Raw genomic sequence first — 14,520 nt, 5'->3', positions numbered from 1 at the left:
GATATAGATAACGGTTGAAAAAGGAACAGGCTAAAAGCCCAAGGACGGGATTAAAGAAATCAATAAAGGAATCACCCCTAAACAGATGAAGGAAGGTAAAGAGCATAGCCCCAAGGGAAGAACGAGCCGTACACCTAGTTTTTGAGCTTGTTGCTCCGCATGACGGTATTCTTGACGACGCAACCTGTCTGATACCACTTGAAGAATCTGTGCACTGGGGGCACCTGTTGCAGCAAGAAAGCCCAAGCTTTGTTCGAGGACAGTAAAAGGTGCTCTATTCGGTACGTTCTGCCAGCTATAAGACCACGCATAACCTCGATAAAGCTGTTGGATAACCTGTTGTATCTCATGCGCACTGTCTTCTTGTCGAAGCACTTCATCATAGAGTTGAGCAATATACTCAAGTACTTGATGAAGCCCTAGACCGGCTTCTAACATCACCGTGCATAAATCAATGACTAAAGCATCTGGTATGGTGCGATTTTCTTGAGAGGTTGAAGTTATCAGTGAGCTATCTGTTGGAGGTGTAGCCTTTGAGCAAGGTTTAGCAGTTGGGGACTTGTTTCTTAGTGGGTTTTTGAGGAACATGGTTGACCTTTCTGCGCTTGAGCAATGAGTTTAGAAGTCCATAGGCGTCCAGCTAAAGCTAGCCATAACCCCATCAGACTTAGCAGAATCCCTCCCCATGTTTGGGTTAGGATTTCTATAGGTTTGGCACCCATCAATGCGCCCAACGTTAAACCGAGGGCAGGAAGCCACGAGAGAATTGTTCCTGTTGTTTGTGGTGCAGCCATCGCTGAACGTCGTGACTGATCCAGGTCTATTTCACGTTCATAAAAACGCGCTAACCTCTCGATAGCTTGAGCAATAGGAGCACCTGTTTTTTCTGCGATATACCAACACGAAATTAGCTCTAAACACCGCTGATAAGAATAAGAACGTGCAAGAGATAGGTCTTTAAGAACAGTTACCATCGGAGCCCCTGTATATGCTGCTCGATACATCCGTTGTAAGAGACGTATAGCATCTTCTAAGGCAAGGTAATAGGCTCGTTGCTCTCGCCGTGAAAAGAGAATGTGCGTTTGAGTATGGAGCGGATGTTCACTCACTAAGTTCTCAATGTGCTGGTGCACTGTCTTGAGAATGTTCGGTAGGCGTAACCCCGCTCGAAGTAAAGAACTCATACGCCACGTCATATCTGGCCATAGTTCTTGTTCTTGAACGCTGGGTGTGGTGCTTTCTAAAAGATAGTTTTTCCGACGTTGAGGAACCATATTTTTCAACTGTTGCAGCATAGAGGGTTCCTTTGAACGGTTAAGGTATCTATTTGGGCGTTGCCTTGCTCGGTAGTGATATCTTGTGCAGTGTCTTGAACGGTTTGGTCACGCCAGCTGGCATATTGTTCAAGGAAGATGTGTCCTTCTTCAGACCACATTTCGCAAGAATTTGTACCTTCAGAAGGCGCTGTATATAGCGAGCGTGTTTGAAGTTTCCCATGGGTAAAAACGAGGGTTGAGATGTTGCTCAAAATCCTTTGTTGTCCCCGACGGCTCAGATGAATGATGTAGTCGATTGCGGTATCGGCTTGTAGGCATACAGCGTTTTCGTGCAAATTTCCCATGGCACCCATAGCCATAAGACGTGCCGGAACGGCTTGGGCAGAATTTGCGTGAAGTGTTCCGCCCGCTCCGGTGTGTCCGGTGTTCATTGCGGTGAGCATGTCAATGAGTTCTGCACCACGGCATTCTCCGACGACGAGTCGGCTAGGACGCATCCTTAAAGCATGACGAATAAGAGTGCTGAGAGTGACTTCCCCTTTGTTTTCGCTGTTATGTTGTCGTGTTTGCAAAGAGATGACGTGTGGGTGGGTGGGACGTAGCTCTGTTGAGTCCTCAATAATAATGAGACGTTCATGCTCCTGACATTCTGAGAGCATAGCGTTGAGCAGTGTTGTTTTTCCGCTTCCTGTGCCACCGCTAATTAAGAAGTTAGCGCGGAGAGAAAGAATATAACGCAAGATATTTGTAAGTTGAGGGTCTAACATTCCTTGCGTTTCTAGTTCTGCCAGTGAGAACCGTTGAGATGGTTGCACACGTATAGAAAGGAGTGTGCCTCGTTCACATAGCGGTGGTAGTACCGCGTGGATACGATGTCCTCGTGGGTTCGTAATATCGGTGCTGAGGTTGCTTTCATCAAGTCGTCCTCCACCGGCTACGATTAGTCGTGTTGCCAAGGCTCGTATTTCTTCTTCGCCGTCAAAGGTAATGGTGGTGCGTTGGAGAGTTCCTGACTTTTCGATCCATACTTCTTGCGGTCCATTGACGTAAATATCGCTCAAGCCTTTTTCATAGAGTAGGGGCTCGAGTTTTCCTAGATGGAAGATGTCGTGTTCTGAAGTGGTTTCTAGGTCAGAGAATATGTGTGAGGTGTCTAGCCGTTCCGTTGTAGTGTGCTGTTCTGGTCGGAACTTTTTGAGGAGCATCATTTCGTGCTGGTATGGTGGGGTTTTCACGGGTGCACTATCCTCCTTGACCTTGATATTCGTTGCTGTTGATACATTGAGTCTTCTCGTTGTGGAGCAAGAAAAGTAGTATCAGAGCACAATCTGTGGATAGAGCAGTACCGTAAGAGAAGAGTTTTGAGCTGGTTAGGAGTTCTCCACAACTATAGGGTGAGAAATTTCTAGAGTTTAGGCATAATAGTCATACATTTATGCGTTTTAAACAGCAGAACGGCCCCGCTATGATGGCAGGGCCGTTCTCAGTGATATTTTGGGACTTGTGTTTACACCTTGTATAACAAAAGTTGAGAGGATAAGGCGCTATGCGCTTAGAGTCCATCCTCGTGCCCGTAGCTCTTGACGTGTTGCACCTTGAAGAAAAGCTAGATGCAAACGTTCCCGCCCTGTAGCAAACTCATATTTGAGCAGTTTAGTTGCTTGGGCTTCGTCAGTTTCTCCTTCACCATAGCTAGGGCAAAGGTCCGCTACGGGGCATACCCCACAGGCAGGTTTACGTGAATGGCAGATTCTTCTGCCGTGATAAATCATTCGATGAGAAAGCATTGTCCAGTCTTTTGGTTCAAAGAGCGCTGCAACATCTTTTTCTACACGTTCAGGGTCTGTTGCTTCAGTCATTCCAAAACGACGCGCTAAACGACCAAAGTGAGTATCTACTGTCAGCCCGGGCATTCCAAAGGCATTACCCATGACGACGAAAGCAGTTTTACGGCCGACTCCAGGTAAGGTAACAAGTTCTTCGATAGTATGGGGCACTTCTCCGTCGTAACGTTCCAGCAATTCTTGAGCTAACCGTACGATAGCTGAGGCTTTAGAACGATAGAATCCCAAAGGCTGTACGATGTTCTCAATCTCGGCTAAAGAAGCTTGTGCCAAAGCTAATGCATCAGGATATGTGGCAAAGAGTGTGGGGGTAACGCTGTTAACTCGTACGTCTGTCGTTTGTGCAGAAAGGACAGTAGCGATTAATAGTTCAAACGGGTTGGTGAAATCTAGCTCTGCCACAGCATAGGGGTAGGTGTCGTCAAGGATACGTTTGATTTTTCGGACACGACGTTTTTTCCCCAGCTCACTTTCTTGAGTACGTGAGCGACGACGCGCCGCTTTTTCTGCTTCAAGGACGGACACTGAACGAATGTGCAGAAGTTCTTGTTCTTGCTCTGTTAATGGGGTGTTATCTGCCTGCTCTTTCACCTTTTTAGCCTACCTGTTCTCTTCTATGGAGTTTTTACGTGCTTGCGGTGTTCAATCTTTTTACGAGGTAAATCACCTCAACCTATAGTTTTAGAAGTATTGTTCTGATTCTCCAGTTGCTCTCGTAGAATGGTGTTATGACTCAGCAACGTATTTTTGTTCTCAACGGCCCTAATCTTAATCTTTTAGGACAGCGTAAACCGGAGGTCTATGGGACGAGCACGTTGAAAGACGTTGAACTCTCTCTGCGGCAACGTGCACAAGAATATGGCTTTGCACTTGAGTTTTTACAGACGAATCATGAAGGTGTTTTAGTAGATCAGGTGCAACGTGCACGCGCTGAGGCTGCTGGAATCATTATTAATCCCGCGGCGTATACTCATACGTCGGTCGCTTTACATGATGCGCTTGAGGCTGTGGATATTCCGGTGGTAGAAGTCCATCTATCGAATATTCATCGTCGTGAACAATTTCGGCATCATTCTTTTGTATCACTTCAGGCAACAGCTGTTTTTGCTGGAGCTGGTGCTTATGGGTATCTGCTTGCCTTAGATTTTCTTGCACATCATTTAGGTGAAGATACCGCATCATAAAATATTAGGTTTCAGATGCTTGTGGTGTGCCCCTTATCTTAGTGGTGTACTCGGCATGTGCCGGTCAGTACAGCTTGAGGCGTTTCAGGAATATTTGCTAAGGCCTCTTTGATGGTTGTGGCTGGAATTGCGTAGCCTATTTTGTCTCCGGCGACAGAACGAGCAAAGACCATCCCCACAGCTTCTCCATTCTCAGCGATGAGGGGACCTCCAGAGTTACCGCGAACAATATCTGCATTGATTTGATAGAGGTACTTCACACGAGATAGTTCTTGAGTTTCTGCTTCGATATTTTGGATATTTCCAAGTGCTCTCACACTTGCTGGAGTTATCGTGTAAGGCCCACCGCCGGGATAGCCTAAGACGGCAAGAGCCGTTCCAGGTGTTGCATTTTCCCCGAGGGGGATTCCCCTAAGGTTGAGTGCTGGCGCGTAGAGAACGGCGATGTCTTCTTCGTGGTTGTAGTAAATAGGTGTTCCGCTCACGCTGTATCCGTCTCGTTTTTCGAGCAGAATTTGTCCTGCTCCTTGTACAACGTGTGCGTTGGTGAGAACGTACCCGTTGGATGAGACGAATCCGCTACCTTCTGAGGTGTACCCACAGCGAGGGGAATATCCATGAATTTTTACGACAGAGATTCCTGCGTCTTGGATCGTTTCACTCAGCTGTTCAGTGGTGGGAGGTTCTGTGGGTATTGCTGTTGGAAGTAACCCCGGAAGGGCTTGCCCCAAGATTTCTGGCATGTTTGGGGTAGAGCCTTGCGCTGTCTCAGAGTTGTCTATGCCGGTGGTTTTGTATAAGGTGCGGGTGAATCGGTCTTGTAGGGTGTAAATACTTTCTTTGACCGGTTCTGGTGTGTGTTCCAATAAATATGTGATGACTTTTGAGTTATTCATGTTCTGTGTGATGCTGGGAATGCCAAGCGGGAGCATCATGAGAACAACAGTCAAAAGGAGGAATAGGTAGACAACGGCGTTGCCTATTGCCCCGAGAATTCTGTTGATAGGGCGTAGAACGCTCAGCCCAAAGAGTGTTCTTAGGAGTGTTGTCAGTATAGAACCGATGAGTTTTCCGGCGAGGAGGAAGAGTATCAGCGCGAGAATATATCCTAGTTCGTGCAGTTGTTGAGGCAGATTTTGACGTATCCATGGGAATCCGAAAGCAAAGGCACACAGTAATGCGATAAATGTTGCAATAAGGTTGATGAGGATGCCGATGAATCCACGTCGTGCACCTGAAATCATACTCAACAGCAGCAGCCCTAGCAGACCGATATCTAGAATCGTCAAATCCATAATATAACGCACCTTGTCAGACGTGGTTTTATAGGTATTCGCTTGAAATACTCACTCATTATTGTTGAGGTTTTAACGGTACTGGATATCTGGCGATACGGATGTGTTTCACTCTATTTTTACCGTTTTATTGAGTATCTTTTAGTATCTATTAAGAAATCTCTTGGTGGGTTTGAGCTGTACATTGAGAGTTTTTACGGTAGTCTCATTATTGATTATGTCACACCATTTTATGGCACTGAGTGGTTCGAGCGTTATACTTGTCAGTCGGCAAACCCTAAGAATGGGTGGCTTGTAAAAAAATTATCTCAATTCTTGAGGAGAAAAATGGATATCGAGGTTCTACGTCGGGCACCTTTATTTGCCTCACTCGACGACCAAGCTTTTGCAGCACTCACTGAAGACATCACTGAAGTTGATCTCTCCCGCGGAGCCACCCTGTTCTACGAGGGTGATCAGGGCGATCAGCTATACTTCATCATTTCCGGAAAGATTAAACTTGGACGTACCGCTACAGATGGTCGCGAAAATCTTGTAGCAATTATGGGTCCTGGTGAAATTTTCGGTGAGATGGCACTCTTTGATCCTTCGCCACGTTCCACCAGCGCAACCGCTGTCTCTGAAACTCGCCTTGCTGGGGTCAAGCATGAATCTTTGCGTAAGGCCATGGAAAAATCACCTCAGATTTCGGTGCAGGTTCTTCAGGCGTTGGCTCGTCGTTTACGCCGCACCAACGAAAACCTTGCTGATCTTGTCTTCTCTGACGTTCCCGGTCGTGTAGCAAAGGCTCTACTTGATTTGGCTGACCGTTTCGGTCGCCCTGCAACCGACGGTATTCTGGTTGCTCACGAGCTGACTCAGGAAGAATTGGCTCAGCTTGTTGGCGCATCTCGCGAAACCGTCAATAAGGCTCTTGCGGAGTTCGTCTCTCGCGGTTGGATTCGCCTTGAGGCTCGCGCTGTTGTTATCTTGGATCTTCAGCGTCTACGTAATCGTTCCCGCTAAAAAGATTCTAAATATTTTTTGAGGATACGTTTATGGGGTGGTAGAGAAAAATTTTTCTCTACCACCCCATATTTTTAGAATCTAGCTTAGAGGTTTAAAACTCAGTTTCCTCTAGTTGCCTACAAAGAGCATTTTTGTCTGTTCTTTGGTTTTTGAGGCAGCGTATATTTGAGGAAATATTCTCCGTCTTGTTCGACCACTTCAGCTTTTTTAGGAAGTACCTCCCGTTTTTTTGCAAGGTACGCTACTGAGGTATTAACTGCTGCAAGATCTTCGAGAATACACAGCGTGGCTGGAACAATGAGCTGTTGTAGAGTTTTTCCTCGAGTGCGTTCATGTCCGATAGTATCGCCCAATACTGTCGTTTCTTGGTGTTCAAGAAGCTCACGTACGTTCACCCAGTCACCCCATAGCCCTTTTGAGGCAAGAAGTTTGGGGTGTTGTCCAACCGGTGCAACGCTAGCAAAATAATGGGTGTCATAGCGTTTATGACGAAAATCTGGGGACTGCCAACGTGCGATCGGACGCAAGAGGTCTGTTCTTAAGGTCAGGCCTCGTTTTGTGAGGTAATCAGCAAAACTTTGGTCGCATTGAGAGATAGCTTCACGCGCAGACATCAAATCTAGTGCTTCAGAGGATGTCTCAACAGTACTTAGTTCATCGCGTCCGGCGAGAAGCATTCCTGTTTCTTCAAAAGATTCTCTAATCGCACCAACAACTGCAGCTTGGGTCGCTACAGGGTCTTCTTGTTTGAAAGCGGTAGACCACGTTTTGATGTCTGGTCCAATCCAGGCAAGAGGATCTTGATCACTAGGGATACATAGCCCTCCAGGGAATGCTAAATCACCTAATGGAGAGTGTTCTGAGCGAAGTGTCAGAATTGTTTCAAGGCCTTCTTTTCCATCTCGGACAAAGACCACAGAAGCAGCAGTTTTAGGTTGGCATGGGGTATGTTGACGGTCGTCTAACCATGCCTGAGCTGCTGATGCGTATTCGTCAGGGAGTTTAAAAAGCCTCTCAGGAGATCGAGAGATATTGGGGGTCTCGGTGGTACGTTCACGAACGACTTTTAGCGCCCCTGTATACAGTGTTTGATTAGACATATTCTACGATGAGTTCAACTTCCACGGGTGCATCAAGTGGTAAGACAGCAACGCCCACAGCAGAGCGTGCATGAACCCCTTGTTCGCCTAAGATGTCGTGCAGTAGCTCAGAAGCTCCGTTAATAACTTGAGGTTGCTGGGTAAATTCTGGGGCGGAGGCAACAAAACCGACAACTTTAACGATACGTTTGATGCGGTTGAGGTCCCCTAGAACAGAGTGGACAGCAGACAATGCGTTCAAAGCAGCGATACGTGCACATTCTTGAGCTTGTTCTAGGGTGAGGTGTCCTTCGCCAGTGTTGTGGGAAGAAAGCTTCCCACGGTGTAAAAGCTCACCGTTAACAAAGGGCAATTGCCCAGAAGTGTATACGTAATTGCCGCTCATAACAGCGGGAACATAGGCTGCAACCGGTTGAGGTGTGGTGGGCAGGGTGTAACCTAGCTGTTCGATACGAGATTCAATAGAAATTTTTTCGCTCATCGGGCGTCCTTCTCTGTTTTTAGCTGAACAAAGACCGGCTTCATACCCTGAAGGTTATGAATCCGGTCTATGTTAACTATTTTTTATGATGACGCAACTTTACGTTTGAAGTATGCGATGGGGTTGCCCGCTGTTGGAGCAACCATATTTCCCTGAGGTGCAGCTCCAGCAGGTGCGGTTGAGGGAAGGACTGTTACCAGTTCCCAACCGTCTTGTCCCCAACTATCGAGGATCTGCTTGGTAGCGTGAATCATCAGGGGTACTGTAGCGTATTCCCATTTATCCATAGCCCCCAGCCTAATAGTTATGAGCCTAATTGAAAAGTTTTATGCTCAGAGAAGCACAAATTACTGTAGATAACCGTGTTTTTCGTAGTGTTCTGTTGAGCTTTGAGGCTCTAAATGTGTGAAATATAATGCTGGCAAACCTAAAATCTTTATCGTTATGTGCCCATCTAGACACCTATTTTTCAGGTTCTGCTTGTAGACTGTGGGAATGGCTTCATCGAAGAATGTTCGGAAAAAACGTACTCCGAGCGATTTTATTCAGTTTATTGCGCTGAGTGTTATCGCTGGTTTTGTCGCAGCAGGTATCCTCATTCCCCCTACCGTTGGTATGGGTATTGCTGCAACATCTTCTATTTCTTGGTTTAAAGGTCTTCCTGACGATCTCTCTGAGGGATCCCGTTTTAAGGCGTCAACTCTCTACGCTTCTGACGGTAAGACGAAACTTGCTAGCTTTGAGTCGCAGCGTCGTCGTGATGTTCCGCTAGATCAGATTTCAAAGTATATGAAAGATGCGATTGTCTCAGTTGAAGATCGCGATTTCTATGAGCATGGTGCAGTTTCGCCTCTAGGTATGGCTCGTGCTTTTATCAATAACTTGATTCGCCCAAATAACCGTCAGGGTGCGTCGACTCTTACCCAGCAGTATGTCAATAACCTTCTCATTGAGCAGGCAGAGTACCGCGGTGAAGAGGCAAGTACCTTAGGCTCGAATAAGGGCTATATTGATAAAATTAAAGAGATTAAGCTTGCAATCTCTATGGAGCAGAATAAGTCTAAGGACGAAATCCTTGACGGATATTTGAACATTGTGAACCTCGGTGGCACGAACTACGGTGTTGAGGCAGCTGCTTACTACTACTGGGGTATTAAGGCTAAAGACCTTAACTTGCAGCAGTCAGCACTTCTCGCTGGTATGGTGCAGTCTCCAAACCTCTACCGTCCCGATGTAAACCCTGAACTCGCTAAAGAGCGTCGTAATACCGTCTTAGGTACGATGTTGCGAGATAAAAAAATTACTGAAGACCAGTTCAATCTTGCGGTCAGTTCTGAACTTGATCTTGATATTCACACATCTAAAACAGGCTGTATTACTGCAGGAGATGCAGCATTCTTCTGTGATTACGTCACCGCAAAGATTTATCAGGATGAAGCGTATGGTGCTACCCCTGAAGATCGTCAGAAGAACCTCTACCGCGCCGGTTACACCATTATCTCTACCATGAGCGTAAGCGCACAGAAGGACGCCAAAGCAGCAGTCGAACAGACTCAGCCATCTACCAATAACTTCGATGATGTTAATGCTGCTTTAGTATCGGTAGAGCCTTCTAACGGCAATGTGGTTGCGATGGCTCAGAACTCTCGGTACGGCACAGCCGATGACTTCTCAGCTTCGCTGTATAACTACAACGTTGATTATCAAGATGGTGGAACTCCTGGGTTCCAGCCCGGTTCAACGTTCAAACCGGTTGTTCTTGCTGAATGGCTCAAAGAAGGAAAAGGTATTAACGCAACCATTGACGGTACAGCGTTGAATTATCCGAATTCTTTCCCTTGGCGTGCTTCATGCCTTGAAGGTGGAGTCTTCCACTATGCAGATACACCAGATGGTTTTAGCTTTGCTAACGCAGAAGAAGGCTTCCAACGCTGGGGCACTATTGCTTTTGGTATCAAGAACTCCATTAACTCCTTCTTGTACAGCATGGCGTCTAAAGAAGACCTCTGCGGTGTTCAGGAGATGGCTAAATCTCTTAAAATCTTAACCCCTAAAGTAGGCAAGAGCGGTGGAGAGGTCGCTTTCAACCCTCGCTTCTTGGCTTCTTTGATTGGTGGTTCATCTCAGGTTTCTCCTTTGACGATGGCCTCAGCTTACGCCACCTTCGCAAATGATGGTGTCTATTGTGCTCCCCGCGCGATTAGCACTGTTAAGGATCGTTCTGGCGAAAAGATTAAAACCTACGATAAGAAGTGTCATCAAGCTATTAGTAAAGAAGTAGCTAATGGCGTGAGCTATGTTCTCAAGCAGGTTTTGGTCAGTGGCTCTGGTTATCAGCGTGGTATTGGTTTGCCAGATGCTTCGGCAGCGAAAACTGGTACAACAGACTATTCTCGTCAGACATGGATGATTGGTTACACGCGTGGCCTTTCTACTGCTTCATGGGTTGGTTCTTTGAATAGTGGTTCTCGCTCTCTCAACGGGCTCTCCATTAACGGTAAGCGTCTGAAGTATGTCGATGGTGCAACATATGCTGGTGCTCAGTGGCAGACCTTTATGAAGGAGCAAGCTAAGAACTATAACACTGATAAGTTCCCGCTTCCTCCCAATGAGATGTTAGGAACTCAGCAGTAAATGTGCTTGCTATTGTTTCTTACGGATAAAACGTTTAAGGAGTTTCCTGTTTGATGGTAACTACCAACACCGTGGCGGTTTCTTCCCGTTCTGTAGCCCGTTCTCTTGCACGAGTAACGGCTGCTGGAGCGTTGGCAGGGGCCGCCACAGTGGCTTATGCCCACTTTTATGAGCTTAACCATTTTACGATTCGTCATGAACAGCTCCCTGTCTTACCTGAAGGCGCTCAAGATTTTAAGATTTTGCATATATCAGATATGCACATGATTCCGGGCCAACAGAAAAAAATTCGTTTCATGCATTCTTTGGCCGAGTTAAAACCTGATTTAGTTATTAACACCGGAGATAATCTTTCTCATCTTGAAGGGTTGCCCAGTCTTTTAGAAGCTCTTGATCCTCTTTTTGATTTTCCAGGTGTGTTTGTACCCGGCTCTAATTGCTATTATGCGCCGATAATGAAAAACCCTGCACGCTATTTGTGGAAGCAAAGCACCGCAGATGAAGGCATTGATGATGCTCGCGTTAAACTTCCGACAGAGCAGATGCATGAGGCTTTTGAACGCCGTGGCTGGGTTGGTCTCATCAATCGTTTTGATGTGATGAACTTTGAGAAGCTACGTCTAGAGTTTTCGGGCGTAGACGACCCTCATATTGGTTATGATGAGCACCCGGGTTTCTCCCCTAGTGCTTTTTCTTCTGATGATTCTCCCTCCGTACGTTTGGGGGTATGCCATGCACCGTATTTACGGACGCTTAAGAGATTTGTTGAGGATGGGGCTCAAGCCATTTTTGCGGGACATACCCATGGTGGGCAGATTTGTCTTCCAGGAGGGCATGCTCTTGTGTCAAATTGTGATTTACCGCCGTCTCGGGCTAAAGGTGTGAGCCTAGAAGATGATGTTCCGGTTCATGTTTCGGCTGGTCTTGGAACTTCTCGTTTTGCTCCGGTTCGGCTTTTTTGCCCCCCTGAGGCGGTTCTTGTGACACTCACGGCCCGTTCATAGCTGTATAACTATGGCAAGGTTATTCATGTTGTCTCTTGTTGCTCTGGTATCTTCTATCAGCTATCATTGAACAGTTGCTTAGGGGCTATACCTAAGAGCAATCGGGATGTGGCGCAGCTTGGTAGCGCGCGTCGTTCGGGACGACGAGGTCGCAGGTTCAAATCCTGTCATCCCGACTTTGTGATTCACTAAGATTTAATAATCTTTATGGTGATGATATACGGTCAATATATGTTTTAGGCTCTCAGATTCTTCTGAGAGCCTAAAACATATCCCCCATAGCATTTTTTGGGTTTTAGGGTATTTATTGGAGTTTCAGCGCTGCATTATTCCACATCTAGGGTTTTTGCGGGCCACCATAGCTTCTCCCCTAACTCAACGTAGCTAGCTGGAAGCAACACCATATGAATTAAAAGCACTTGAAGGATTACTGCGCAGGTGAGAATACACGCTAGCTGGGCTAAGAACGTTAGCGAAATAGCAAGAAGATAGATGAATACGGAAAGAAGTATCGCACCGCTTGAAAGCAAGACGGGAATCATCATTCTTAGTGCGTTTCGGGTACCTTCGTCCCAACCGTGGTGAGCGTTTTCCTCTTGAACTCGGGTGAAGAAGAAAACACTATAACTGAGAGAAAGAACCATCATCACAATGAACCCATAAAGGCTCACGTTGGGGTCAGCTCCAGCTCCTGACCATAGAAACTGGCACAGTGGTGAAGATAGTCCTAGGCTCGCTGCATAAGACACTGCAGTAATAACAATCATCAATAGAGCAGGAATAATGGCTCTCAAGCTGATAAAAAGCACAAGGAACATGACGGCGAGCATGAGTGGAATGATGATCTGTTTATCTTGTTGTGCACTCATTTTTACGTCAAGTTCTTTGGCGATTTCTCCGCCGACCATTGCGGTACTGTCGATATTGTTACGGAGTTTTTGACGTATTTCTTTGACGCTCGTGAAGGCCTCTGGCGTACCCGAAAAATACTGTAGGTAGACGTTGAGGAAAACCTTCTTATGCGAGACGTAAGGTGTTTGCTCTGAAGAGATATGTTCTTTGACTTTTCCGTCTTCTGCTAAGACAATCTGCCCTGTTGCTGAGGTGCGAGAGGGAGAAGTAACACGCTCTACCCCTTGGACAGTTGTGAGAGTTTCTACAGTTTTTTTGAGGTCTTTTTCGGAGACGATAACTTGAGCCAACGGTATCATGGGCGCATCAAAATGGTTTTGATAGATTTCTTGCCCAATACGCGCTTGCGAGGTTCCCGTAACTTTCTGGTTCTCGGCGGTTCCCATCGAAGGGAAGCTAATGGCTAAGGTTGAAAGAATGAGGACAGGTAGAGCAACTGCCAACCATGTTTTACGAGGTTTGTGGTGTACCTGTTGGATAAGTTTTTCTCGTAGGCTTTGGGCTCTACCCATAAGTTCTGGACGTTGTGGTGTTCTTGCGGGTAAGAGTGAGAATCGGGTGAGTAAAGCAAGTATCGCTTGAAGAAAGCTCAATGAGGCAAGCGTCGCAAAGAGCATACCGATACTGCCCGTAATGCCGAGAGCTTTTGTTGCTTGTATTTGGGAGAACGCGAGGCATAACAACGCAATAGCAGATGTGCCCCCAGAGATGAGGATAGGTCGCCATGTACGAGAGAACGCATGCTGTGCAGCGCGCGATAATGAACGATGCTGTTTGAGCTCTTCACGATACCGCCACACATAAAGGAGTGAGTACGTCATGGAGGCGGTAAAGACGAGAACTAGTAGAGTGCCTTGGGTGGGTGCTTGGATATAGATGACTCCGTGTTCAGCAAGAATCCATAGCGTTAGCAAAGAAGCACAAAGGGCTGCTACGGTGCTAATCATCACCATTAAAGACACTAAGAATGAGCGGAAAATAACAGCTAATAAGATGAGTACGACGGCGACCGCGTACATCATGAAAGTAATATTCATGGACTCTAAGGAGTCAGAGAGGTCTACGGTAAAGGCGGCCGGTCCAGTAACATACCCTTGGATATTTCCGGGTGGGTTCGCAATAGCTCCTTGTATCTTATGGATACTTTTTCGGAGGTTTTGATCTTTTGCGATTGGAATAGTAATTTTTGCGGATTCTTGGTCTTTTGAATATTCCAAAGAGCGCACATTTTTGATATCTAGCCCTTGGTCGCGTAGATATTGAGGTATTCCTTCTAGATAGGCATAGTCAATATTTTGAAATGGCTGGTCTGAGGAAAAAACAATAACTGCGGAGGTGTAGTCCTGAGCATAAAATTCGTTCTTCTCTTGAGCAACACGTGATGATTCGACCGATGACGCGAGTATCGGTTGAGGTGCGTTGATGGCAAGATCAGAGATTTTTCCAAAAAGCGAACCTCCAATAATTGTCAGGGCCGCCCAGAAGACTACTAGCGTTCCTGTGAGCACTAGTTTCCACCATGGAGTGGTTGCTTGAGCCGAAGAAAAATGTTTAGGGGACATACACTCAATCTTAAACAGAGGACAAAATATCTATGTAAAAATTTTAATATACTCACCTGAGAAACACATGAGAAATAGCAGCGTGTAGCATATTATGATGCATCTCTATATTTCGTGGGGTTCCTTACAGACTATCCTTTCATCAACATCATTCCCACCTTTAGATTCTCACTATGTCAGACTTATAAAGAAAAGTCATGTACACATTTTATTTGCTAA

General features: G+C 46.2%; 13 protein-coding genes and 1 tRNA gene. 5 read left to right on the top strand and 9 right to left on the bottom strand.

Features of this window, described 5'->3' with window-relative positions:
- Positions 1 to 30 precede the first annotated feature (30 nt).
- The 4 genes from ACN08W_RS01725 to nth all read right to left on the bottom strand — a co-directional run bounded on the left by ACN08W_RS01725 (position 31) and on the right by nth (position 3,712).
- Positions 31 to 588 carry a type II secretion system F family protein gene (locus tag ACN08W_RS01725; RefSeq protein ID WP_419108633.1) on the bottom strand — a complete coding sequence of 186 codons (558 nt, stop codon included), beginning with the start codon at positions 586 to 588 and terminating at the stop codon, positions 31 to 33.
- Complete coding sequence (locus tag ACN08W_RS01720; RefSeq protein ID WP_419108632.1) at positions 567 to 1,295, bottom strand: type II secretion system F family protein; 729 nt, start codon at positions 1,293 to 1,295, stop codon at positions 567 to 569. Before ACN08W_RS01720 ends, ACN08W_RS01725 begins: the two co-directional genes overlap by 22 nt.
- Positions 1,280 to 2,512 (bottom strand): TadA family conjugal transfer-associated ATPase, encoded by a 1,233-nt coding sequence (locus ACN08W_RS01715; protein ID WP_419108631.1) that lies wholly within the window; start codon positions 2,510 to 2,512, stop codon positions 1,280 to 1,282. The genes ACN08W_RS01720 and ACN08W_RS01715 overlap by 16 nt, the downstream gene beginning before the upstream one ends.
- A gap of 309 nt (positions 2,513 to 2,821) precedes the next feature.
- Positions 2,822 to 3,712: an endonuclease III gene (gene nth / locus ACN08W_RS01710; RefSeq protein ID WP_419106600.1), complete on the bottom strand. Its 891-nt coding sequence runs from the start codon at positions 3,710 to 3,712 to the stop codon at positions 2,822 to 2,824.
- 137 nt (positions 3,713 to 3,849) lie between these two features.
- Between nth and aroQ the strand changes: the two genes are divergently transcribed.
- Positions 3,850 to 4,305 carry a type II 3-dehydroquinate dehydratase gene (aroQ, locus tag ACN08W_RS01705; RefSeq protein WP_419108630.1) on the top strand — a complete coding sequence of 152 codons (456 nt, stop codon included), beginning with the start codon at positions 3,850 to 3,852 and terminating at the stop codon, positions 4,303 to 4,305.
- Positions 4,306 to 4,343: 38 nt separating this feature from the next.
- On the opposite strand, the gene ACN08W_RS01700 is transcribed toward aroQ, so the two are convergent.
- Positions 4,344 to 5,600, bottom strand: coding sequence for a MarP family serine protease (locus tag ACN08W_RS01700; RefSeq protein WP_419108629.1), 1,257 nt, complete (start codon positions 5,598 to 5,600; stop codon positions 4,344 to 4,346).
- A gap of 327 nt (positions 5,601 to 5,927) precedes the next feature.
- Between ACN08W_RS01700 and ACN08W_RS01695 the strand changes: the two genes are divergently transcribed.
- Positions 5,928 to 6,605, top strand: coding sequence for a Crp/Fnr family transcriptional regulator (locus ACN08W_RS01695; RefSeq protein ID WP_419100979.1), 678 nt, complete (start codon positions 5,928 to 5,930; stop codon positions 6,603 to 6,605).
- A 119-nt stretch (positions 6,606 to 6,724) separates the two neighbouring features.
- Here ACN08W_RS01695 and ACN08W_RS01690 read toward each other — a convergent pair whose 3' ends face one another.
- The 3 genes from ACN08W_RS01690 to ACN08W_RS01680 all read right to left on the bottom strand — a co-directional run bounded on the left by ACN08W_RS01690 (position 6,725) and on the right by ACN08W_RS01680 (position 8,476).
- Positions 6,725 to 7,708 carry an NUDIX hydrolase gene (locus ACN08W_RS01690; RefSeq protein ID WP_419106603.1) on the bottom strand — a complete coding sequence of 328 codons (984 nt, stop codon included), beginning with the start codon at positions 7,706 to 7,708 and terminating at the stop codon, positions 6,725 to 6,727.
- Positions 7,701 to 8,189 carry a RidA family protein gene (locus ACN08W_RS01685; protein ID WP_419108628.1) on the bottom strand — a complete coding sequence of 163 codons (489 nt, stop codon included), beginning with the start codon at positions 8,187 to 8,189 and terminating at the stop codon, positions 7,701 to 7,703. Before ACN08W_RS01685 ends, ACN08W_RS01690 begins: the two co-directional genes overlap by 8 nt.
- 83 nt (positions 8,190 to 8,272) lie before the next feature.
- The gene (locus ACN08W_RS01680; RefSeq protein WP_419102659.1) at positions 8,273 to 8,476 is read right to left on the bottom strand and encodes a hypothetical protein; all 204 of its coding nucleotides are present in this window, start codon (positions 8,474 to 8,476) and stop codon (positions 8,273 to 8,275) included.
- 208 nt (positions 8,477 to 8,684) lie between these two features.
- On the opposite strand from ACN08W_RS01680, the gene ACN08W_RS01675 reads away from it, so the two are divergent.
- The 3 genes from ACN08W_RS01675 to ACN08W_RS01665 all read left to right on the top strand — a co-directional run bounded on the left by ACN08W_RS01675 (position 8,685) and on the right by ACN08W_RS01665 (position 12,003).
- Positions 8,685 to 10,823, top strand: coding sequence for a transglycosylase domain-containing protein (locus tag ACN08W_RS01675; RefSeq protein WP_419102660.1), 2,139 nt, complete (start codon positions 8,685 to 8,687; stop codon positions 10,821 to 10,823).
- A gap of 53 nt (positions 10,824 to 10,876) precedes the next feature.
- Positions 10,877 to 11,827, top strand: a complete 951-nt coding sequence (locus tag ACN08W_RS01670) for a metallophosphoesterase (RefSeq protein WP_419102661.1) — start codon at positions 10,877 to 10,879, stop codon at positions 11,825 to 11,827.
- 102 nt (positions 11,828 to 11,929) lie between these two features.
- Positions 11,930 to 12,003 (top strand) — tRNA-Pro (locus tag ACN08W_RS01665).
- 150 nt (positions 12,004 to 12,153) lie between these two features.
- Here ACN08W_RS01665 and ACN08W_RS01660 read toward each other — a convergent pair.
- Positions 12,154 to 14,301, bottom strand: coding sequence for an MMPL family transporter (locus tag ACN08W_RS01660; RefSeq protein ID WP_419106605.1), 2,148 nt, complete (start codon positions 14,299 to 14,301; stop codon positions 12,154 to 12,156).
- Positions 14,302 to 14,520: the final 219 nt, after the last annotated feature.

Origin of the sequence: Rothia sp. CCM 9419, assembly GCF_048512815.1 — a bacterium.
In the GTDB taxonomy this organism is placed as follows: domain Bacteria; phylum Actinomycetota; class Actinomycetes; order Actinomycetales; family Micrococcaceae; genus Rothia.
Note: the sequence above shows the minus strand (reverse complement) of the source record. Positions and strands in the feature narration are given on the sequence as shown.

Coding starts and splice junctions, on each gene's coding strand:
- ACN08W_RS01725 (WP_419108633.1), bottom strand. CDS start 588: ATGTTCCTCAAAAACCCACTAAGAAACAAGTCCCCAACTGCTAAACCT.
- ACN08W_RS01720 (WP_419108632.1), bottom strand. CDS start 1,295: ATGCTGCAACAGTTGAAAAATATGGTTCCTCAACGTCGGAAAAACTAT.
- aroQ (WP_419108630.1), top strand. CDS start 3,850: ATGACTCAGCAACGTATTTTTGTTCTCAACGGCCCTAATCTTAATCTT.
- ACN08W_RS01700 (WP_419108629.1), bottom strand. CDS start 5,600: ATGGATTTGACGATTCTAGATATCGGTCTGCTAGGGCTGCTGCTGTTG.
- ACN08W_RS01695 (WP_419100979.1), top strand. CDS start 5,928: ATGGATATCGAGGTTCTACGTCGGGCACCTTTATTTGCCTCACTCGAC.
- ACN08W_RS01690 (WP_419106603.1), bottom strand. CDS start 7,708: ATGTCTAATCAAACACTGTATACAGGGGCGCTAAAAGTCGTTCGTGAA.
- ACN08W_RS01685 (WP_419108628.1), bottom strand. CDS start 8,189: ATGAGCGAAAAAATTTCTATTGAATCTCGTATCGAACAGCTAGGTTAC.
- ACN08W_RS01680 (WP_419102659.1), bottom strand. CDS start 8,476: ATGGATAAATGGGAATACGCTACAGTACCCCTGATGATTCACGCTACC.
- ACN08W_RS01675 (WP_419102660.1), top strand. CDS start 8,685: ATGGCTTCATCGAAGAATGTTCGGAAAAAACGTACTCCGAGCGATTTT.
- ACN08W_RS01670 (WP_419102661.1), top strand. CDS start 10,877: ATGGTAACTACCAACACCGTGGCGGTTTCTTCCCGTTCTGTAGCCCGT.
- ACN08W_RS01660 (WP_419106605.1), bottom strand. CDS start 14,301: ATGTCCCCTAAACATTTTTCTTCGGCTCAAGCAACCACTCCATGGTGG.